The following is a 20,253-nucleotide window of genomic DNA, read 5'->3' as shown; positions in this document are numbered from 1 at the left end:
AACAATGGCACTACTGCAGATTTCCGAACCCGGCCAGACACCCGAGCCGCACCAGCGCAAACGCGCGGTGGGTATCGACCTGGGCACCACCAACTCCCTGGTGGCCGCGGTGCGCAGCGGCGCGCCCGAGGCGATCGCCGGGCCCGACGACAGTGTGATACTGCCGTCGGCGGTGCACTATGGCATGAAGGAAGAGGGCGAGCGCGATATCGCCGTGGGTGCCCCGGCGCGCACACGCGCCGGGGAAGACCCCTACAACACCATGTTGTCGATCAAGCGCCTGATGGGCCGCGGTATCGCCGATGTGAAAAGCTTCGGCGAGCAACTGCCTTACCGCTTCGTCGACAGCGACGGCGGCATGCCGATGATCGAGACCACTGCCGGTCCGGTGAGTCCGGTACAGGTATCGGCGGAAATCCTCAAAGTATTGGCGCAGCGGGGCAGCGAGGCACTGGGCGGCGAACTGGACGGGGCGGTGATTACCGTGCCGGCCTACTTCGACGACGCCCAGCGCCAGGCCACCAAGGACGCCGCCAGACTGGCCGGCCTGCACGTGCTGCGTCTGCTGAACGAACCCACCGCCGCCGCTGTGGCCTACGGCCTGGATCAGAAGGAAGAGGGCACCATCGCCGTCTACGACCTGGGCGGTGGCACCTTCGATATCTCCATCCTGCGCCTGTCCCGCGGCGTGTTCGAGGTGCTGTCCACCGGCGGCGATACGGCCCTGGGCGGCGATGACTTCGACCGCGCCATCGCCGGCTGGATCGCCGAACAGGCGGGCCTCGGCAGCGACCTGGACGTCTCCACCCAGCGCGCGCTGCTGGATCGGGCCTGCGCGGCCAAGGAGCTGCTGGCGAGCGAAGACAGCGTCGCACTCGAATTCGGCGACTGGCGCGGCAGCCTGGATCGCGCCGGCATGGCCGAACTGCTGGATCCGCTGATCGCCAGAACCCTGCGCTCCTGCAAGCGCGCCCTGCGCGACGCCGACCTGGGCGCGGAGGACATCGACGAAGTGGTGCTGGTGGGCGGCTCCACCCGCACCCTGCGGGTGCGCGAGCGCGTGGAAGCCTACTTCGGCCGCGCACCCCATGCGGATATCGACCCGGACCAGGTGGTCGCTATCGGCGCCGCGCGCCAGGCGGACGTCCTGGTGGGCAACAAGTCCCGCGACGACCTGCTGCTGCTGGACGTGATTCCGCTGTCCCTGGGGCTCGAGACCATGGGGGGGCTCACCGAGAAGATCATCCCGCGCAACACCACCATCCCGGTATCCAAGGCGCAGGAATTCACCACCTTCAAGGACGGCCAGACGGCCATGGCCGTGCACGTGGTGCAGGGCGAACGCGAGCTGGTGTCGGACTGCCGCTCCCTGGCGCGTTTCGAGCTGCGCGGCATTCCGCCGATGACCGCCGGCGCCGCGCATATCCGCGTGAGCTTCCAGGTGGATGCCGACGGCCTGCTGTCCGTCAGCGCCATGGAAAAGAGCAGCGGCGTCAGCGCGGATATCACCGTCAAGCCCTCCTACGGCCTGGAGGACGCGGATATCGCGCGCATGCTGAAGGAATCCTACGCCCACGCGGAAGAGGATGTCGCCGCCCGCGCGCTGCGCGAGGCCCAGGTGGAGGCGGAGCGCACCCTGGAGAGCCTGCTGGTGGCGCTGCGGGAAAACGGCGCGGAGCTGCTGAGCGAGAGCGAACTGGACGATATCGAACGCGGCATGGAGGCGCTGCGCCTGGCCCATAACGGTGGCGACGCCGACGAGATCCACCGGCGCATCGAGGCGCTCAACGAACTGTCCGAAGGCTTCGCCCAGCGCCGCATGGATGCCTCCATCAAGCGCGCCATGCAGGGCCATTCGCTGGATGAATTCGATAAATAACCCCCGCGTTGCTCCTCCTCTCCCTTTGGGAGAGGGGCCGGGGGAGAGGGTGTCGGGCGAGCCCCGATGTTCCCGGGTTTAGGACCATAGAGAGTCAGTCAGTTATGCCGAAAATCGTATTTTTGCCCCACACCGAACTCTGCCCCGACGGCAAGGTAGTGGAAGTGGAACCTGGCGTCAGCGTCTGCGACGCGGCGCTGCAGAACGGCGTGGAGATCGAGCACGCCTGCGAGAAATCCTGCGCCTGCACCACCTGCCACGTGATCGTGCGCGAGGGCTTCGACTCACTGGAAGAGCCGGACGAGCTGGAGGAGGATATGTTGGACAAGGCCTGGGGACTGGAGCCCGAGTCGCGCCTGTCCTGCCAGTCGATCGTCGACGGTGAAGACCTGGTGGTGGAAATCCCCAAATACACCATCAACCAGGTATCGGAAAAACACTGACGGAGCGCGGGAGCAGACAACATGAAATGGACCGACATCAACGATATCGCCATCGAGCTGGTGGACACCCATCCGGATGTGGATCCGCTGCGGGTCAATTTCGTCGACCTGCGCAACTGGGTGGTGGAGCTGCCCGGTTTCGACGACGATCCCGATCGCTGCGGCGAGAAAATCCTCGAGGCCATCCAGGCTGCCTGGATCGAAGAGGCCGATTAGCCTGGATAGGGCCCCGTTGCATCGGAAATAGTACAAACTTCACGCAGTAACGCGTATAATCCGCCGTCCGCCACCGGCGGTTGTTTATTTATTAAACGAAGCGAATATCGGGAGAGAGCAACTATCGGGTTGCTCTTTCTGTATTTGAATGACGAATATCCCAGCAACCAGAGAAATTGGAGAAAATCATGGCCCAGGAGCGCACTCTTTCCATCATCAAGCCGGACGCGGTCGCCAAGAATGTTATCGGCGAAATCGAAAGCCGCTTCGAGAAGGCCGGCCTGCGTATCGTCGCCATGAAAATGCTGCACCTGTCCAACGAAAAGGCTGAAGGTTTCTACGCCGAACACAAAGAGCGTCCCTTCTTCAAGGACCTGGTGGGTTTCATGACCTCCGGCCCGGTTGTGGTCCAGATACTGGAAGGTGACAACGCCATCACCGCCAACCGCGACCTGATGGGCGCCACCAACCCGAAGGAAGCCGAAGCCGGCACCATCCGCGCCGATTTCGCCAACAGCATCGACGCCAACGCGGTACACGGCTCCGACTCCCCCGAATCAGCCGCCCGCGAGATCGGCTACTTCTTCGCCGACGACGAGATCTGCCCGCGCGGCTAATGTCGGTTAGGGCGATGTGAAGGGCCTGGTACCGGGGGCTGTTTGCGGGACTGTCGGCGAGAGGGACCTCGCCGACAAGCCTACAGGGATGTATTCACGGCGTGTCCCGCAAACAGCCCCCGGTAGCAGGCCCGGCCCCGGAGCCTGAAAGAATCCCTTGAGGTGAATCCCATGACCCAGGAAAAAACCGAAAAAGTGAACCTGCTCGGCCTCTCGGTCGAGAAGCTGACCGCGTTCTTCGAGTCCCTGGGCGAGAAGCGCTTTCGCGCCGTGCAGGTGCTGAAGTGGATGCACCAGAGCGGCGTGGACGACTTCGCGCAGATGACCAATGTCAGCAAGGCCCTGCGCGAGAAGCTGGCCGAGGTGGCAGAGATCCGCGCCCCGGAAGTGCTCAAACAGTGGGATTCCGCCGACGGCACGCGCAAGTGGCTGGTCCGGGTCGAGGGCGGCAGTGCCATCGAGACCGTCTATATCCCCGATGGCGAGCGCGGCACCCTGTGCGTCTCCTCCCAGGTGGGCTGCGCACTCGACTGCAGTTTCTGCGCCACCGGCAAGCAGGGCTTCAACCGCGACCTGACCGCTGCCGAGATCATCGGCCAGGTGTGGATTGCCTGCAAATCCTTCGGCCAGCTCGAGCCCAAGGGGCCGCGCAAGGTCACCAACGTGGTGATGATGGGCATGGGCGAACCCCTGCTCAACTTCGACAATGTCGTCGACGCCATGAACCTGATGATGGAGGACAACGCCTACGGCATCTCCAAGCGCCGCGTGACCCTGAGCACCTCCGGCGTCGTGCCCGCGCTGGACAAGCTGTCGGAAGTGACCGACGCGAGTCTCGCTATCTCGCTGCACGCGCCCAACGACGAACTGCGCAACGAACTGGTGCCGATCAACAGGAAATACCCCATCGCCATGCTGCTGGACAGCGCCAAGCGCTATATCGACAGCATGCCCGACACCCATCGCAAAATGACCATCGAGTACACCATGATGCGGGAGGTCAACGACCGCCCGGAGCACGCCGAGCAGCTGGCCGAACTGCTGCGCGATGTGCCCGTCAAAATAAATTTGATACCCTTCAACCCGTTCGAGCTGTCCGATTACCAGCGGGTCAGCAACAACGCTTTGCGACGTTTTCAGCAGATTTTGCTGGACAAAGGCTTTACCGTAACCGTGCGTACCACTCGCGGCGACGATATCGCCGCGGCCTGCGGCCAGTTGGCCGGCAACGTCAACGACCGCACACGCCGCTCCCAGCGCTATCGCAATGCCGAGCGGCCGGTACATATCGTCGGGTGATGTCGGCAAGACATCACCCGGGCGGAATATAAAAAGACAGGTGATGTTGTGTTAGCCAGATCCCTCCCCCTGCCGCTTGCGGGGCTTCTTCTCACTGTATTGCTGAGTGGTTGTGTGACCACCGGCCTGCCGCGAAGCCAGGAAATCGACCTGGACCAGGCGCTGGAGACCCATGTACAACTGGGGCTGCGCTATCTGCAGAGCGGTGAAAACCGCGGCGCCGCACGGGAGCACTTCAAGAAAGCCCTGGAACTCGGCGAGCACGATCCCCGTGCCCACCACGGCCTGGCCCTGCTGTACCAGGAGCAGGACGAGACCGACGTCGCCGAAGACCACTTCGAGAAGGCCCTGCGCTACGGCGACGACTTCTCCATGGCGAAAGTCAACTACGGTGCCTTTCTCTACCGGCAGGAGCGCTACGAAGAAGCGCTGGAACTCTTCCGCGAAGCCTCCCGGGACCTGGATTACAACCGCCGCTCCTACGCCTACGCCAATCTGGGCCGCACAGCGGCCCGGCTGGGCAGGGAGGAAGAGGCCGAAAAGGCCTATACCCGCGCCCTGGCACTGGACAACAACCTGGCGCGGGCAATGCTGGCGCTGGCGGAACTAAAATACGATGCCGGTGCCTATCCTGAGGCGAAGCGCTACCTGGACAGATTCAGCGCCGACAACCGGCAGACTCCCCAGTCCCTGTGGCTGGGGATCCGTATCGAGAAAATCTTTGGCAACCGAGACAAGGAGCGCAGTTACGGTCTGGCCCTGAAAAATCTCTACCCCTACTCAGACGAAGCGCTGAAGTACAAGAAGATGATTGCCAATGACGGATAACGTTTCTGACAGCACCGAGAGCCCCGCGCCGCACAGCGGTGAGCGGGACCTGGACAATTCCCCCGGCCACCAGTTGCGCCGCGCTCGCGAGGGTGCCGGCCTCAGCCTGGAGGATCTCTCGCGCCGCCTGTGCATGACCGTCGACAAGCTCGAACTGCTCGAACGCGACGACTACGACCGCCTGCCCAGCGCCCTCTATGTGCGTGGCTATATCCGCAATGCCTGCAAGGAGCTCGGCATTGATCCGGCCCCGGCACTGGAAGCCTTTTCCGGTTATGCCGCGGCGGAAGAGGAGAGCCGGGCGATCGTCGAACACGTGCGCCGCGGGCCGGTGATCGACAATCGCCCCAAACGCAGCCTGCGTGGCCTGGCACTGTTGCCGCTGCTGGTGGTTGCCGGCATCTTCTGGTGGGTGAATGGGCGCGACCTGACGCCGCCAGTGCTGAATTCGGCGCCTGTCGACCCTGTTGCCGAAGAGACTGTCGCCGACACTCCCGAGGCGCCGACGGAAACTGCGGAGTTCGCGACGGCCGCGGCGGTGGAAACCGATGAATATAACGACCCGGCGGGGCAGGAAGCCGAGCCGCAGGTCGCCGGCGAGTCGCTCGCCGGAGAATCGATCGCAGAGTCGACCGCTGAACCGGCGGCGCCGGAGCCCGAGCCGGAAGCGCCGGCCGAAGAGCTCGCCGCGGCCGAATCGGCCGCCGAACCGGTCCCGGCAGCGGCGGACAGCGAGCCCCTGCAGCTCACCTTCACCGAGGAGGCCTGGGTGGAAGTTAAGGACGCCAGCGGTGCCGTGCTGCTGGCCAAACTGCAACCCCCCGGCAGTCAGGTCGCCGTCGATGGCGAACCGCCGTTCGAGCTGATGCTCGGCAATGCGGCGGGTACTCGGGTGCACTTCCGCGGCGAACTGGTGGACAGCGATCCGCTCGGGGGGCGCAGTACCCGCAAGCTCAGGGTTGGGGAGTGAGGGGGAATGATGAATGCGGAATGATCCCCTCGCTGCATTCCGGAGTTCCCTGTCCCTATGGGGCATATCCTCACTGACGGTCAAACGTACGGAATTGGCCGATTTGCCCGCGATTTAACCATATTCCGCATGTATGAAGCACATCCCTGTACTTCACCCCCTGCGGGGGCAGCCTCCGGCTGTACAAATCAGCTATCCATGCTGATTTGTCAGCCTTCCGCATTTATAATCCCTCCCTTCGATTTTCCAGTCTGCGAAACTGCCGAGTCAGTCCTATGCAATTTGAGTCACCTATAGTCCGCCGCCAGTCGCGCCAGATCATGGTGGGCGATGTGCCCGTCGGCGGCGGTGCACCGATTTCGGTGCAGAGCATGACCAATACGGACACCTGCGATGTGGCCGCCACCGTGGACCAGATCCAGCAGCTGCAGGCGGCCGGCGCCGACATCGTGCGGGTCTCCGTGCCCAGCCTGGACGCCGCCGAGGCCTTCGGCGAGATCAGGAAACAGGTGGACCTGCCGCTGGTGGCGGATATCCACTTCGACTACCGCATCGCGCTCAGGGTTGCGGACCTCGGGGTCGACTGCCTGCGCATCAACCCGGGCAATATCGGCCGCGAGAAGCGCATCCGCGCGGTGGTGGACAAGGCCCGCGACCTGAATATCCCCATCCGTATCGGCGTCAACGCCGGCTCGCTGGAAAAAGACCTGCAGAAGAAATACGGCGAGCCCACGCCGGACGCGCTGGTGGAATCCGCCTTGCGCCATGTGGAGATTCTCGACGGCCTGGATTTCCAGGATTTCAAGGTGAGCGTCAAGGCCTCGGATATCTTCATGGCCACCGCCGCCTACAGGAAACTGGCCGAGCAGATAGAGCAGCCGCTGCACCTGGGCATTACCGAGGCCGGCGGCCTGCGCTCGGGCACGGTGAAATCGGCCATCGGCCTGGGCGCGCTGCTGCTGGACGGCATCGGCGACACCCTACGCGTGTCGCTGGCGGCGGACCCGGTGGAAGAGGTGAAAGTGGGCTGGGACCTGCTCAAGAGCCTGCGCCTGCGCACCAAGGGCATCAACTTCATTGCCTGCCCCAGTTGCTCGCGCCAGAACTTCGACGTGGTGAATACCATGAACGAACTGGAAACGCGCCTGGAGGACGTCACCACACCGATGGACGTGGCGGTGATTGGCTGCATCGTCAACGGCCCGGGGGAAGCCAAGGAGGCGGATATCGGCCTCACCGGCGGTACGCCCAGCCACGCCATCTACGTGGACGGCCAGCCGGACCGCAAATTCAAGCACGAGAACCTGGTCGACAACCTCGAGCGCCTGATCCGCGAAAAAGCCGCGGCCAAGGAGGAGCGCGAGGCGGATATCATCGCAAAGTCCTGAGTCAGTCAACCGAAAAGAACACGAAAGCCAGATGCAAGGCGCTGGTGCCGGTACTCCCTTGCGGGACTGTCGGCGAGAGGGGCCGAAGGCGCCGTGAATACCTGGAGCGGCCGGGACACCTCGCCGACAAGCCTCCAGGGATGGATGTACGGCGTGTCCCGCAAGGGAGTACCGGTAGCAGCGCCGCCACGGACTTCTCTTACCGGCACCAGCCACCGTGGTATCACAAGAACGAGCAAGTTAAGGAACACCGTTGAAACAACTTCGCGCAATACGCGGCATGAACGACCTGCTGCCGGGCCAGTCCCCGGTATGGCAGTATGTGGAATCCACCCTGAGCGAACTCTTCGGCCGCTACGGCTACAGCGAAATCCGCACCCCCTCCCTCGAGGCGACGCAGCTTTTCAGCCGCGCCGTGGGTGAGGCCACCGATATTGTCGAGAAGGAAATGTACACCTTCGAAGACAAGAGCGGCGACAGCGTCACCCTGCGCCCGGAGGGCACCGCCGGAACCGTGCGCGCCGCCATCCAGAACAACCTGCTGGTACAGCCCCAGCGGCTCTGGTATTTCGGCCCCATGTTCCGCTACGAGCGCCCGCAGAAGGGCCGCCTGCGCCAGTTCCACCAGTTCGGTATCGAGGTGTTCGGTATCGAGGGGCCGGATATCGATGCGGAAATCCTCATCATGACTGCGCGCCTGTGGCGCGAGCTGGGTATCGCCGATCACGTCAAACTGCAGCTCAACTCCCTGGGCAACAGCGCCAGCCGCACCGCCTACCGCGAGGCGCTGGTGGCCTACCTCAGCGACCACCGCGAGCAGCTCGACGAGGACAGCCAGCGCCGCCTGGAGCGCAACCCGCTGCGCATTCTCGACAGCAAGAACGCCCGCACTCAGGAACTGCTGGCGGACGCCCCCTGTCTACTGGACTTCCTCGACGAGGAATCCGCGGCGCATTTCGAGCAACTGAAAGCCATGCTCGATGCCGCCGGCGTCGGCTACGAGATCAACTCCCGCCTGGTACGCGGCCTCGACTACTACGGCAAGACGGTGTTCGAGTGGGTCACCGACAGCCTCGGTGCCCAGGGCACCGTCTGCGCCGGCGGCCGTTACGATGGTCTGGTAGAACAACTGGGCGGCAAATCGACACCGGCGGTGGGCTTCGGCCTCGGGGTCGAGCGGCTGGTATTGCTGCTGGAGACCCTGGAAGTGCTGCCCGAAGCGCTGCACCAGCAAGTGGACGCCTACGTAGTGGCCGTAGGTGATGTACAATCGGCGGCTTTGGCTGCGGCGGAGCAACTGCGCGACGAAATGCCGTGGCTGCGCCTGCAGACCCATATGGGCGGCGGCAGCTTCAAGAGCCAGATGAAAAAGGCCGACAGGAGCAGCGCCGAATTCGCGCTGATAATCGGCGAGGACGAGGCGGCGTCGGGGCAGGTCACGGTCAAATTCCTGCGCGCCGACCAGCCGCAGCAGACGGTCGCGCTGGCCGAACTGCCGACAGTGCTGCAGGGGTGATCTTCGGGACCCGGGACCATCGGGCTCCGGGGCCCGCGCATCGGCAAATCTGGTAACCCGATTCCGGGCTCGTGAATTTCGGGCCCCGGCCCGACTCTAAAAACTGGAAAGGCAAATAATTACATGGCTGACCACATTACCGAAGAAGAACAGATAGAAACCCTCAAACGCTGGTGGGCGGAAAACGGCACGGGCATCGTCACCGGCGTGGTGTTGGCACTGGCCGGTTACTTCGGCTACCAGTGGTGGCAGACCAGTGAACGCGACAAGGCCGAGGCGGCCTCCAATCTCTACCAGAGTTTCGTAGAGGCAGTGTCCGCCAACGAAGGCCAGCCGGACAACAAGCAACTGACCACCGCCAAAAGTGTCGCGCGGCAACTCAAAGACGAGTTCGGCAAGCGTATCTACGCCAGCCAGGCCGCCCTGCGCCTGGCCGCGATTGCCGCCGGGAACAATGACCTGGAGGCCGCGGCCAAACAGTTGCAGTGGGTACTGGACAACGCCTCCGAACCTTCCATGGAACTGCTGGCCAAGCGCCGCCTGGCGGCGGTGAAGGCCGCCCGCGGCGAGCCGGACGAGGCGCTGGCACTGTTGGAAGGCGAGGTGCCGCCGGCCTTCGCCGCCCTCTACGCCGAAACCCGCGGCGATATCTTGCTGCAGAAGGGTGACGAAGCCGGTGCCCACAGCGCCTACCAGCAGGCGCTGGCGCAACTGCTGCCGGATCAGGCCAACAGCGCCCGGCTGCTGCGCATGAAGTCGGAGAGCCTGGCCCCGGCCGAAGAGGAAGCTGCAGCAGAAGACAGCGCAGGACCGGCGCAATCGGGGACAGACGCACAGGACCAGGAGAGCAGTGAGCAATGAATTTTCTTTCCCGCAACACCGCGCGTATGGCGGCCGTGGCACTGGCCGCAACCCTGGGCGCCTGCGCCTCCAATGATGACAAAGAGGATACGGATCCGGTCGAACTGGTGGATATCGAACCCAGTGTCGAACTGCGTGAGGTCTGGTCCGAGAATATCGGTGACATCGACGCCAGACTCTACGCCATGCTGCAGCCCGGTATCGCCGCCGGCCGCATCGTCGCCGCCAACAGCGAGGGCGATGTGGTCGCCTTTGAGCGCAGCAGCGGCAAGCGTCTGTGGGAGACAGAGCTGGACGTCGAGATCAGCGGTGGTGTGGGTGTCGGCCAGGGCCTCGCCGTGGTCGCCGACTACCGCGGTCGGGTCGAGGCGCTGGACCTGGATACCGGCGAGGAAGTCTGGAGCCATCAGCTGTCCAGCGAAGTGGTCGCGGCGCCAGCGGTCGGCTCCGGTCGCGTGGTGGTGCAGACCGTCGACGGCAAGCTGATTGGCCTCGATGCCTCCAGCGGCGAGGAGCGTTGGAGCCACAGTACAACCCTGCCGGTACTCACCCTGCGCGGTACCGCCGCACCGGTGATGTCCGCCGGCGTCGTTTACGCCGGCCTCGACAACGGCAAAATGGTCGCGCTGGATGCCACCGACGGTATCCCGCGCTGGGACCAGCGCGTCGCCGTTCCACAGGGCTCCGCCGAGCTGGACCGGGTAGTGGATATCGACGGCTCGCCGGTGGTACGCGGCGACCTGGTGTTCGCCGCCAGTTACCAGGGCCGCGCCGTGGCCCTGTCCCGTGAGGACGGCCGCGGCCTCTGGGCGCGCGACGCCTCGACCCACCACAGCGTGGCCGTGGGCGCGGGCAATGTCTACCTGAGCGATGCCGGGGGCAGCGTCTACGCCTACAATGTGGGCAACGGTCAGATCGTATGGAACAACGACGACCTGCTGCGCCGCCAACTCAGCGGGCCGGCCTATTTCGGCGACGTGTTGGTGGTCGGCGACCTGGAGGGCTACCTGCACGTGCTGGATCCCGCCAGTGGCAAGATTGTCGGCCGCGAAGAGATCGACAGCGACCCGGTGCGTATCCCGCTACTGGCAGACGGCGACCTGCTGTTTGCCCTGTCCGACGACGGCGAACTGGTCGCCCTGCGGCTGGAGCGGGGATAATACTCCGGGCCCCGGGACCGGATGGCCCCGAAACCCGATAGAATAGCTCCCCTCTCCTATCGGGACAAATCCGCCGGGAGCGGATTTGGACGCCGAAGGCGCCGCGAAGCGGCGAGCGCCAGGGAAGGCGCGAGTCAGTGGGGCCGGGGGAGAGGGCCGGGCCGGCGCCTCCAAATTGGAATACCGCCCGCATCTCTGCGGGCGTTCGCATTTCTGGCAAACGCCAATTTGCCTTGAGTTGAACGATCTATGCTGCCAGTAATCGCCCTGGTCGGGCGCCCCAACGTGGGCAAATCCACCCTTTTCAATCGGCTCACCAAAAGCCGCGATGCCCTGGTGGCCAACTACGCCGGTCTCACCCGCGATCGCAAATACGGCGAGGCGGAGATCGAGGGCCACAAGGTTATCCTGGTCGACACCGGCGGTATCAGCGGCGATGAGGAGGGCATCGACGAAGCCATGGCCCAGCAATCGCTGCAGGCCATCGACGAGGCGGATGTGGTCCTGTTTCTGGTGGACTGCCGCGACGGTCTGACCCCGGCGGACGAGATGATCGCCGACCAGCTCCGCACCCGCTCCAAACCGACCCTGCTGGTGGCCAACAAGGTCGACGGCGTCAATCCGGATATCGCCCTGGCGCCTTTCTACGAACTGGGTATCGGCGAGCTGCTGCCCACCACCGCCACCCACGGCCGCGGCGTGCGCGCGCTGATGGAGCGGGTGGTGAAAGACCTCCCCGAACCGGTGGAGCCGGAGATCGCGGACGAGGCCAAGGGTATCAAGATCGCCATCGTCGGCCGGCCCAATGTGGGCAAGTCCACACTGGTCAACCGCCTGCTGGGCGAGGACCGCGTGGTGGTCTACGACGAGCCCGGTACTACCCGCGACAGTGTCTATATCAACTACGAGCGCGACGATAAGCCCTACACTCTGATCGACACTGCGGGTATTCGCAGGCGCAAGAATATCCGCGAGTCGGTGGAGAAATTCTCCATCGTCAAAACGCTACAGGCGGTGGAAGACGCCAATGTGGTGGTGCTGGTCATCGACGCCCGCGAGGGCCTGGTGGACCAGGACCTGCACCTGATGGGCAGCGTCATCCAGGCCGGCCGCGCGCTGGTGGTGGCGCTGAACAAATGGGATGGGCTCGAGGACGACCACCGCCAGTATGTGAAAACGGAACTGGAACGGCGCCTGCGCTTTGTGGATTTTGCCGATATCCATTTTATCTCGGCCCTGCACGGCACCGGTGTGGGCCACCTGTACGAGTCGATTGAGTCCGCCTACCAGAGCGCCACCGACAAACTGTCCACCAACCACCTGACGCGCATTCTGCAGTGGGCCGTGAGTGAGCACCAACCGCCGCTGGTGCACGGCCACCGCATCAAGCTACGCTACGCCCACGCCGGCGGCCAGAATCCGCCGGTGATCGTGATCCACGGCAACCAGACGGAGCAGGTGCCCGCGCACTATGTGCGCTACCTGGAAAAAACCTTCCGCAAGGCGCTGGACCTGCACGGCACCCCGGTCAAGATCGAACTCCGCAGCGGCAGCAACCCCTACGCCGGCAGGAAGAACAAATTGACCGATCGCCAGAAAGCCAAGAAGCGCCGCTTGATGAAGTTTGTAAAAAAGAAGAAGTAGGGTTGTCGGGACTCGGGGCCGGACGGCCCCGAAACCCGAAAGAACAGCTCCCCTCTCCCATCGGGAGAGGGGCCGGGGGAGAGGGCCTCGACCGGTGCCCCTTTCCCCAATCCTCTCCCAAAGGAGCGGCGGACGGGCCGGTCCCGGGAACGCGGAGCCGTTTTCTCGGAGCACTGAGGGCTCCAGCTCCGCCGCAGGAGCCTGCTTGCAGGCGAACCAACATGGAGGCCAAAAATGCTTGAACTCAACAATCCTTCCCTGCTGCGCAAGCAGTCGTACGTCAACGGCCGGTGGATCGACGCCGATTCCGGCAAAACCTTCGATATCACCAACCCCGCCACCGGCGAAGTGGTCGCCAGCATCGCCGACCTGGGGGCCGATGAAACCCGCCGCGCCATCGAGGCCGCCGACAAAGTCTGGCCCGCCTGGCGCGACAAGACCGTCAAGGAGCGGGCCAAGATCCTGCGCCGCTGGTACGACCTGATCATGGACAATGTCGACGACCTGGCAAAAATCCTCACCGCCGAACAGGGCAAACCGCTCAAGGAGGCGAAAACCGAAATCGCCTACGGCGCCAACTATATCGAATGGTTCAGTGAAGAGGCCAAGCGTGTCTACGGCGATGTCATCGCGCCGCCGTCGAACGACAAGCGCGTCGTCGTCATCAAGCAGTCCGTCGGTGTTACCTGTTCCGTCACTCCATGGAATTTCCCCAGTGCCATGATCGCGCGCAAGATGGCCCCGGCACTGGCTGCCGGCTGTCCGTTCGTGGCCAAGCCGGCCTCCGATACGCCGCTGTCGGCGCTGGCACTGGCGGTGCTGGCGGAAGAGGCCGGCATTCCCGCCGGGGTGTTCAACGTGGTGGCCGGCAAAAGCTCGCGGGAAATCGGCACCGAGATGACCGCCAACCCGCTGGTGCGCAAGTTCACCTTTACCGGCTCCACGGCAGTGGGCAAAAAGCTGATGGCCCAGTGCGCCGAGACCATCAAGAAAACCTCGATGGAACTGGGTGGCAATGCACCCTTTATCGTCTTCGACGACGCGGATATCGATGAGGCCGTCAAGGGCGCCATCATCTGCAAATTCCGCAACGCCGGCCAGACCTGCGTCAGCGCCAACCGCATTTTTGTACAGGACGGCGTCTACGACGAATTCGCGCAGAAATTTTCCACCGCCGTCGAGGCGCTGAAAATGGGCAACGGCGTGGAAGAGGGCATCGAAGTCGGTCCGCTGATCAACAGCCAGGCGGTGGAGGATGTCAAGGCACTGGTGGAGGATGCCCTCGCCAAGGGCGCCAGGCAGGCTGTCAGCGGCGGCCCCGCCGAAATGGGGGACTGCTTCTATGCGCCCACGGTTCTGACCGATGTCAACGACGAGATGAAACTGTTCAGGGACGAAATTTTCGGCCCGGTCTCGCCGCTGTACAGATTCTCCGGCGAGGACGAAGTCATCGCCATGGCCAACGATACCGAATTCGGCCTCGCCTCCTATTTCTACTCCCGCGATATCGGCCGCATCTGGCGCGTCAGCGAGGGGCTGGAATACGGCATGGTGGGCGTCAACGAAGGCATCATCTCCAACGAGATGGCACCCTTCGGCGGTGTCAAGGAATCCGGCCAGGGCCGCGAGGGTTCCAGGTACGGCCTCGACGATTATCTCGAAATAAAATATCTCTGCCTCGGTGGCATCAATAACTGATTCCCCCCAACGGGAAACAGTGTAGGGTGCGCCGTGCGCACCAGCCAGGATCGAGATCGTTGCTAATCCGGCCGGTGCGCACGGCGCATCCTACTACTACCAATTGAGCACTGGTCACCGATGATTGTCGAGCCCATCGCCACCGTCCACTCCTGCTTCGGCGAAAAGTTCGGCGTGCCGCGACAGCCGTTGCTGGCCGACGCCAGCCGCGCTTCCATCGAACTGCTGCCGCCGCTGGATATGCCCGATGCGGTGGCGGGGCTGGAGGAAAATACCCATATCTGGGTGATGTTCCAGTTTCATCGGGCCGCCGGTCAGTGGTCGGCGAAAGTGCGGCCGCCGCGCCTGGGCGGCAATAAAAAACTGGGCGTGCTGGCCACCCGCTCGCCGTTTCACCCCAACAATATCGGACTGTCGGTGGTACGGCTGCTTGAGGTGCGCACCGAACCGAAGGTCGAATTGATTGTCGGCGGCGCCGACCTGGTGGACGGCACACCGGTGCTGGATATCAAGCCCTATATTCCCTACGCCGACTCGCTCCCCGAGGCGCGCAGTGCCTTTGCCGGTGCGGCGCCGGCGCCGCTGCCGGTATCGATTCCGGACGCCATCCGCGAACAGGCCGCCGCCTACCGCGACGACCGGGGCACGGACCTGCCGCGACTGATCGAGCAGGTGCTGGCCCAGGACCCCAAACCCGCCTACCAGCAACCGGATTCGCAGCGGATCTACGGTATGCAACTGTGCGGCTTCGACCTGCGCTGGCGCTATGTCGACGGGGGGATCGAGGTGACTGCACTGACGCCCCTGCGGGAACGGGATCTCCAATAAATGTCGCTAAACTGTCATTTTCTGTCGGTTCAATGGGCCGGTAAATGGAGCGGGAGAAATGGTCGGTAATATCAGAACCGGTTGCTGTTGGCTCTTGTCGGCACTGATTCTTGTCGGTTGCGAATCGGATTCCCAATCTACAATCGAAACGCCGGTATTCCGCATCGGCCTGCTGCCCGACACCCAGGGCGGTACCGACAGAGAGGGACAGGCCCATGTGGCCCTGCACCCGATGCGCGCAGTGCTCCAGCACCAGGAGGCCGCGGGCGTGGATATGGTGATCGCGCTGGGTGACCTGACGGATCACGGTTCCGCGCTGGAATTCGCCGAGTGGCGCTCCGCGGCCGGCGATTACGCGGAAAAGGGCATCGAGTTCCTGCCGGTGATGGGCAACCACGAAACCAGCTATGCCTACACCGTCGAGTGGATCGACAGTATACGGGATTTCATTCCCGGGGACGCGGTGCATATGCCCGGTTACGAATGGGTCAATTACTATGTGGTGCGCGAGAATGTGCTGGTGATCGGTCTCGCCTACTACAACCTGCCCATCGCCTTCGAGTGGGTTGAGCAGGTGGTCTACGAGCAGCGTGACAGGGTGGATCATATCGTCGTCGCCAGCCATGACGGCCTGATCGGTGCCAAGTACGGCCAGACCCGCGAACAGATTGTCGAGGGCACGAAAGAAGACAACCGGGTCTATCGGGTGCAGCCGCAGATCCGCGAATTCCTCGCCGACAACGACGTCATCTATGTGCAGGGCCACGAGCACCAGTACCAGCGTTCGCTGATCTCCGCCCGCACCGCGCTGCAGACGCTGCCGTCCGGCTCCACACCTGCGGGCGGCAATTACCGCATGCCGGCCTACACCCAGATCATGGCCGGCAACGCCTCCTACAAGGGCTACGAATTCCGCTACGGGGAACGGGACTTGGTGCAGACGATCGTGTCGCAGAAAAACGCCACCATGAAAAACGGCTCGGGGTCTCTCGACGTCAACTCCTCGGTGCTGACTTTCCGCGGCTCCAGGGTGGATTACGCTTCCCATTTCTCACCCCATACGGCGCAGAGCAATGACGGGGCCGAGTCGTTTGCAGCGGAATGGGCACTGCTCGACCGGTTTTCCCGCACCACCGACCGCTGTGAGGTGGTGGTCTATCCGGATTCGATTCCAGAGGGCACCCGCTCGGCGATGGTATTGCAGCCGGAATACCGTACCCCTCTCTGCCTGTCGCCCAATGGCGGTGAGGCGCAACTGACTGGCGGGCGCAACAGGACCTTCAATCGCACCGATACCCGCACCCGGGATATGGAATACACCCCCGGGTTGAGCCGCGCGGAATCCCTCAACGACCTCATGCGCCTGGCCTACCAGTGGCTGTTCCAGTACCACGAGAGCTGGACACCGAACCTGAACGGCCCGCAGCGCGCTGTACCGGATACAGACAGCGATTCGTTGATAATCCCGGAAGCCACCATCGACCTGAAAGAGCACATCACCCTGAGCTGGTTGCCTGCTGGCGACGACACCATTTCCGATATCCTGATTGTCAGCGGCACCCAGAACCAGACCGGTGTCTACCAGGACGACTACGGCGCGCCCGGAGATATCGAAGCGGATTCGGGGCTGCCCGCGAGCAGCACCGACGGCGGTGCCAAGCCGCCGGTCGAACTGCCGGACTACGCGACAAAATCCTGGAATATCGGCGACGCCGTGGCCGACCCCTACGCGCTGTCATTCAGCGGCCCGGAAGACGCCGGGGAATCCCCGGTACTGGCTATCAAAGAGGCGGGCGACTGGCGAGCGCTGGCACCGGAAGAGTGCCTGGTCCAGGCGGGCTGGCAGCAGAGTTACCTGGATACGGCGCCGGAGCGGGCCGCCGGCTGTGGCGACTGGCCGCTGGCGGGGTTCGACCCGGCACAGGACAATCGCTGGTGGGCGGTATTGCAGCGGGATGCGGAACTGGCGCTGGTCGAGCGCGACAGCCTGGATTAAGTGGCTATGGCCCCGTACAGTCCCCTCTCCCTTGGGGGGAGGGGACTGTACGGTACAAACCGGAAACATCGTTTACACTTCCGGCCATCCCACCCGAGCCCCCTCAACGCTTTCTCCGATTGCCCCCAATCCCGGTGCAACCATCGCAAACGCATTTGCAGCGGGCCGGCGAATCCGCTTGAATGACGCTGTCGTATAAAAATAACACCGGTAAACCGAACACCCCGTATCCGGGCCGGCAGCCATTAACGAGGTGTCAGTGTCCAACCTGCACAATGTCGCGCAATACATTCTCCTGGTGATCCTGTTGGGCCTTGCCTCTGTGGCGGCTGCCCAGGACAGCGCCAGCGGCGACCATGTGCGCGTGCGCTGGCTGGCGCCGGAATCCTTTGTCGCCGGCGAGACGGAAACCATCGGTTTCTATTTTGAAGTGGATCCGGAGTGGCATGTCTACTGGCGCAACGCGGGCGATTCCGGTGCCGCGCCGCGCTTCGATATCGCCAGTGACACGGCGGCAGTGGGCGAGATCCAGTGGCCCTTTCCGGTGCGCCTGCCGATCGAGCATCTCACCAATCTCGGCTACAAGGGCAATGTCGCCTACCTGTTCGAGGTAACACCCGCCGCCGGCGCCGATACGCTGTCCCTGAAGGCAAATCTGGAATGGCTGGTGTGCAGGATCAACTGCATCCCCGGCTTCGGCAGCATGCGCCTGGAGCGCCCGGTGGGGCCGGCTTCCAGCTGGAACAGCGGCGACCGCGCCCTGCGGGACCGGTTTGCGCAGCGTGTGCCGCGCCCCGGCGCCGGGAGCCCCTGGCGGGCGATATCCCTGTCCGAATCCGGCGGCGAAAAGGTTCGCTTGACCCTGGAGGGACCGGGCCAATCGCCGCGGGTATTTCCGCTGGACGGGGAACTGCTGACGGCCACGGAACCGGCGCTGCGCACCGACGGCGATCGGATCCACTACACCTTCGAGCGGGTACCCGGGTCGCAGCGGCCCGAAACCGCCGGTTTTGTCGCCACCGACGGCGAGCGCGCCTGGCGGTTCGATGCAATTCCGTTCGGTGCCGCGTCGAGCGCCCCGACGGATGGACAGGCCACCGCCCTCTGGTGGCTGCTGCTGGCCGCCTTTGCCGGCGGCGCCGTATTGAACCTGATGCCGTGCGTCTTCCCGGTACTGTCGATAAAGCTGTTCGGCCTGATCAATACCGGCACCGATACCGCCGGCCGGCTGCGCGAGGGGCTGGTCTACAGCGCCGGTGTTTTGGTGACCTTTGCCGCCCTGGGCGGCCTGCTGTTGGCACTGCGCGCCGGCGGCGCCGCGGTGGGCTGGGGCTTCCAGTTGCAGTCGGCGCCGGTGGTGCTGGCGCTGATCCTGCTGTTCTGGTTGATGGCGCTGTCGTTCAGCGGCGTGTTCGAGTTCGGCCACCGGCTGATGAATATCGCCGGCAGCAGTCGCGGCGGTTCCTTTGCCACCGGCGTGCTGGCGGTATTTGTGGCCGCGCCCTGCACCGGGCCCTTTATGGGCGCGGCACTGGGAGCGGCGGCGGTGCTGCCATCCGCCTCGGCGATGGCGCTGTTCCTGGGGCTCGGCGCCGGCCTCGCCGCGCCCTTCGTGTTGCTGTGCGCCAGCCCGGCGCTGTTGAAGAGGCTTCCCGCACCGGGCCCCTGGATGGACAAATTCCGACAGCTGCTGGCTTTCCCGCTCTACGCCACGGTGATCTGGTTGCTGTGGGTACTGGGCCGGCTGCTGGGGGACAGCGGCTGGCTGATCGGCACCCTGTTGTTGCTGGCGGTGGTCTTCGCCCTGTGGCTGGGGCGCAACTTCGCTCGCGCCGGCCGGGTGGCCGGCTATCTGCTGGCGGTCGGTGCGTTGGTGGCGGCGTTCGGCGCGCTGCGCTCGCCGGAGAGTGAACCGCAACTGGCGCAGGGCGAGTGGCAGCCCTACGACAAAATCGCCATCGAGCGGGCGCGGGCCGATGGCCGCGCGGTCTTTATCGACTACACCGCCGCCTGGTGTATTACCTGCCAGGTGAACAAGAAACTGGTGCTGGATACGCCGGCGGCAATGAAACTGTTCGCCGACCACGACGTACTGCTGGTGCGTGCCGACTGGACCAATCACGATTCAGAGATCACCCGGGCGCTGGCGCAACTGGGGCGCAATTCGGTGCCGGTCTACGCCTGGTATGCGCCCGGTGCGGAAGAGCCGGAGCTGCTGCCGCAGATTTTACAGAAGCGCATGATAGTGGCGCTGTTCGATGAGAAATCCACCCTTCAACTTGCAGAGGATGAAACGCCATGAACGGAAGACACCTGATCCGCAGCCTGTTGCTGTTGCTCGCCCTACCCACGCTGGCACTGGCAGCCGCCGTGCCGGGTGAAAAGGCCCCGGATTTCTCCGAGGTTGACGCCGAGGGCAAGACCCATTCGCTGGCCGACTACCAGGGCGAGTGGCTGGTGCTCGAGTGGTTCAACCAGGGTTGCCCCTATGTCCAGAAACACTACGGCAGCGGCAATATGCAGGCGCTGCAGAAGAAATACACTGCGGAGGATATCAACTGGCTGACGGTGATCTCCTCGGCCAAGGGCAAGCAGGGCTACCTGGAGCCGGCGCAGGCACTGGCGGAGGCCGAGACCCACAAGCTGAACGCCAGCGCGCCCTTCCTGCTGGATCCGGACGGCAGCATGGGCCGCGCCTACGGCGCCAAGACCACGCCGCATATGTTCATCATCAACCCGCAGGGTGAAGTGGTTTACGCCGGCGCCATCGACAACAACGACTCCGCCAACCCGGCGGTGATACCCGATTCCGAGAACTATGTGGCCGCTGCGCTGGATGCCTCCCTGAGCGGTGAAGCGATCGACGTCGCCTCGTCGCGGGCCTACGGCTGCAGCGTCAAGTACTGACCG

Annotated in this window: 17 protein-coding genes; all 17 read left to right on the top strand. The window is 64.0% G+C overall.

Annotated elements, in window-relative coordinates; translation table 11 throughout:
- Window positions 1-4: 4 nt before the first annotated feature.
- The 17 genes from hscA to OQE62_RS01945 all read left to right on the top strand — a co-directional run bounded on the left by hscA (window position 5) and on the right by OQE62_RS01945 (window position 20,250).
- Window positions 5-1,879: a Fe-S protein assembly chaperone HscA gene (gene hscA / locus OQE62_RS02025; RefSeq protein ID WP_265720311.1), complete on the top strand. Its 1,875-nt coding sequence runs from the start codon at window positions 5-7 to the stop codon at window positions 1,877-1,879.
- Window positions 1,880-1,983: 104 nt separating this feature from the next.
- Window positions 1,984-2,322 (top strand): ISC system 2Fe-2S type ferredoxin, encoded by a 339-nt coding sequence (fdx, locus tag OQE62_RS02020; RefSeq protein ID WP_265720310.1) that lies wholly within the window; start codon window positions 1,984-1,986, stop codon window positions 2,320-2,322.
- Between the two features lie 21 nt (window positions 2,323-2,343).
- The gene (gene iscX, locus OQE62_RS02015) at window positions 2,344-2,538 is read left to right on the top strand and encodes a Fe-S cluster assembly protein IscX (RefSeq protein WP_265720309.1); all 195 of its coding nucleotides are present in this window, start codon (window positions 2,344-2,346) and stop codon (window positions 2,536-2,538) included.
- A gap of 188 nt (window positions 2,539-2,726) precedes the next feature.
- Window positions 2,727-3,155, top strand: coding sequence for a nucleoside-diphosphate kinase (gene ndk / locus OQE62_RS02010; RefSeq protein ID WP_265720308.1), 429 nt, complete (start codon window positions 2,727-2,729; stop codon window positions 3,153-3,155).
- 171 nt (window positions 3,156-3,326) lie between these two features.
- Window positions 3,327-4,454 carry a 23S rRNA (adenine(2503)-C(2))-methyltransferase RlmN gene (gene rlmN, locus OQE62_RS02005; protein ID WP_265720307.1) on the top strand — a complete coding sequence of 376 codons (1,128 nt, stop codon included), beginning with the start codon at window positions 3,327-3,329 and terminating at the stop codon, window positions 4,452-4,454.
- A gap of 48 nt (window positions 4,455-4,502) precedes the next feature.
- The gene (gene pilW, locus OQE62_RS02000; protein WP_265720306.1) at window positions 4,503-5,282 is read left to right on the top strand and encodes a type IV pilus biogenesis/stability protein PilW; all 780 of its coding nucleotides are present in this window, start codon (window positions 4,503-4,505) and stop codon (window positions 5,280-5,282) included.
- The gene (locus OQE62_RS01995; protein ID WP_265720305.1) at window positions 5,272-6,252 is read left to right on the top strand and encodes a RodZ domain-containing protein; all 981 of its coding nucleotides are present in this window, start codon (window positions 5,272-5,274) and stop codon (window positions 6,250-6,252) included. Before pilW ends, OQE62_RS01995 begins: the two co-directional genes overlap by 11 nt.
- 275 nt (window positions 6,253-6,527) lie before the next feature.
- Window positions 6,528-7,640, top strand: a complete 1,113-nt coding sequence (ispG, locus tag OQE62_RS01990; protein ID WP_265720304.1) for a flavodoxin-dependent (E)-4-hydroxy-3-methylbut-2-enyl-diphosphate synthase — start codon at window positions 6,528-6,530, stop codon at window positions 7,638-7,640.
- A gap of 253 nt (window positions 7,641-7,893) precedes the next feature.
- Window positions 7,894-9,156: a histidine--tRNA ligase gene (gene hisS / locus OQE62_RS01985; protein ID WP_265720303.1), complete on the top strand. Its 1,263-nt coding sequence runs from the start codon at window positions 7,894-7,896 to the stop codon at window positions 9,154-9,156.
- A 123-nt stretch (window positions 9,157-9,279) separates the two neighbouring features.
- Complete coding sequence (locus tag OQE62_RS01980; protein ID WP_265720302.1) at window positions 9,280-10,017, top strand: YfgM family protein; 738 nt, start codon at window positions 9,280-9,282, stop codon at window positions 10,015-10,017.
- Window positions 10,014-11,177, top strand: a complete 1,164-nt coding sequence (gene bamB, locus OQE62_RS01975; protein WP_265720301.1) for an outer membrane protein assembly factor BamB — start codon at window positions 10,014-10,016, stop codon at window positions 11,175-11,177. Before OQE62_RS01980 ends, bamB begins: the two co-directional genes overlap by 4 nt.
- A gap of 249 nt (window positions 11,178-11,426) precedes the next feature.
- Window positions 11,427-12,821 carry a ribosome biogenesis GTPase Der gene (gene der, locus OQE62_RS01970; RefSeq protein ID WP_265720300.1) on the top strand — a complete coding sequence of 465 codons (1,395 nt, stop codon included), beginning with the start codon at window positions 11,427-11,429 and terminating at the stop codon, window positions 12,819-12,821.
- A 234-nt stretch (window positions 12,822-13,055) separates the two neighbouring features.
- Complete coding sequence (locus OQE62_RS01965; protein ID WP_265720299.1) at window positions 13,056-14,519, top strand: NAD-dependent succinate-semialdehyde dehydrogenase; 1,464 nt, start codon at window positions 13,056-13,058, stop codon at window positions 14,517-14,519.
- A 120-nt stretch (window positions 14,520-14,639) separates the two neighbouring features.
- On the top strand, window positions 14,640-15,347 hold the full coding sequence (gene tsaA, locus OQE62_RS01960; protein ID WP_265720298.1) for a tRNA (N6-threonylcarbamoyladenosine(37)-N6)-methyltransferase TrmO: 708 nt from the start codon (window positions 14,640-14,642) through the stop codon (window positions 15,345-15,347).
- Between the two features lie 94 nt (window positions 15,348-15,441).
- Window positions 15,442-17,343, top strand: a complete 1,902-nt coding sequence (locus OQE62_RS01955; protein ID WP_265720297.1) for a metallophosphoesterase family protein — start codon at window positions 15,442-15,444, stop codon at window positions 17,341-17,343.
- Between the two features lie 259 nt (window positions 17,344-17,602).
- Entirely contained in the window at window positions 17,603-19,645 is a 2,043-nt protein-coding gene (locus OQE62_RS01950) for a protein-disulfide reductase DsbD family protein (protein ID WP_265720296.1), read from the top strand.
- A complete protein-coding gene (locus tag OQE62_RS01945) occupies window positions 19,642-20,250 on the top strand; it encodes a thioredoxin family protein (protein WP_265720295.1) in 609 nt (202 codons plus the stop codon). Before OQE62_RS01950 ends, OQE62_RS01945 begins: the two co-directional genes overlap by 4 nt.
- The last annotated feature ends 3 nt before the right edge of the window (window positions 20,251-20,253 follow it).

This window comes from Microbulbifer halophilus (assembly GCF_026183675.1).
Lineage (GTDB): Bacteria > Pseudomonadota > Gammaproteobacteria > Pseudomonadales > Cellvibrionaceae > Microbulbifer > Microbulbifer halophilus.
The sequence above is the reverse complement of the archived record's forward strand: the minus strand, read 5'-3'. Positions and strand labels throughout refer to the sequence as shown.

Bases quoted from the DNA above. Each gene is read 5' to 3' on its own strand.
- der (WP_265720300.1), top strand. From the start codon at position 11,427: ATGCTGCCAGTAATCGCCCTGGTCGGGCGCCCCAACGTGGGCAAATCC.
- rlmN (WP_265720307.1), top strand. From the start codon at position 3,327: ATGACCCAGGAAAAAACCGAAAAAGTGAACCTGCTCGGCCTCTCGGTC.
- OQE62_RS01995 (WP_265720305.1), top strand. From the start codon at position 5,272: ATGACGGATAACGTTTCTGACAGCACCGAGAGCCCCGCGCCGCACAGC.
- tsaA (WP_265720298.1), top strand. From the start codon at position 14,640: ATGATTGTCGAGCCCATCGCCACCGTCCACTCCTGCTTCGGCGAAAAG.
- OQE62_RS01965 (WP_265720299.1), top strand. From the start codon at position 13,056: ATGCTTGAACTCAACAATCCTTCCCTGCTGCGCAAGCAGTCGTACGTC.
- OQE62_RS01980 (WP_265720302.1), top strand. From the start codon at position 9,280: ATGGCTGACCACATTACCGAAGAAGAACAGATAGAAACCCTCAAACGC.
- bamB (WP_265720301.1), top strand. From the start codon at position 10,014: ATGAATTTTCTTTCCCGCAACACCGCGCGTATGGCGGCCGTGGCACTG.
- iscX (WP_265720309.1), top strand. From the start codon at position 2,344: ATGAAATGGACCGACATCAACGATATCGCCATCGAGCTGGTGGACACC.
- OQE62_RS01945 (WP_265720295.1), top strand. From the start codon at position 19,642: ATGAACGGAAGACACCTGATCCGCAGCCTGTTGCTGTTGCTCGCCCTA.
- hscA (WP_265720311.1), top strand. From the start codon at position 5: ATGGCACTACTGCAGATTTCCGAACCCGGCCAGACACCCGAGCCGCAC.
- fdx (WP_265720310.1), top strand. From the start codon at position 1,984: ATGCCGAAAATCGTATTTTTGCCCCACACCGAACTCTGCCCCGACGGC.
- ndk (WP_265720308.1), top strand. From the start codon at position 2,727: ATGGCCCAGGAGCGCACTCTTTCCATCATCAAGCCGGACGCGGTCGCC.
- ispG (WP_265720304.1), top strand. From the start codon at position 6,528: ATGCAATTTGAGTCACCTATAGTCCGCCGCCAGTCGCGCCAGATCATG.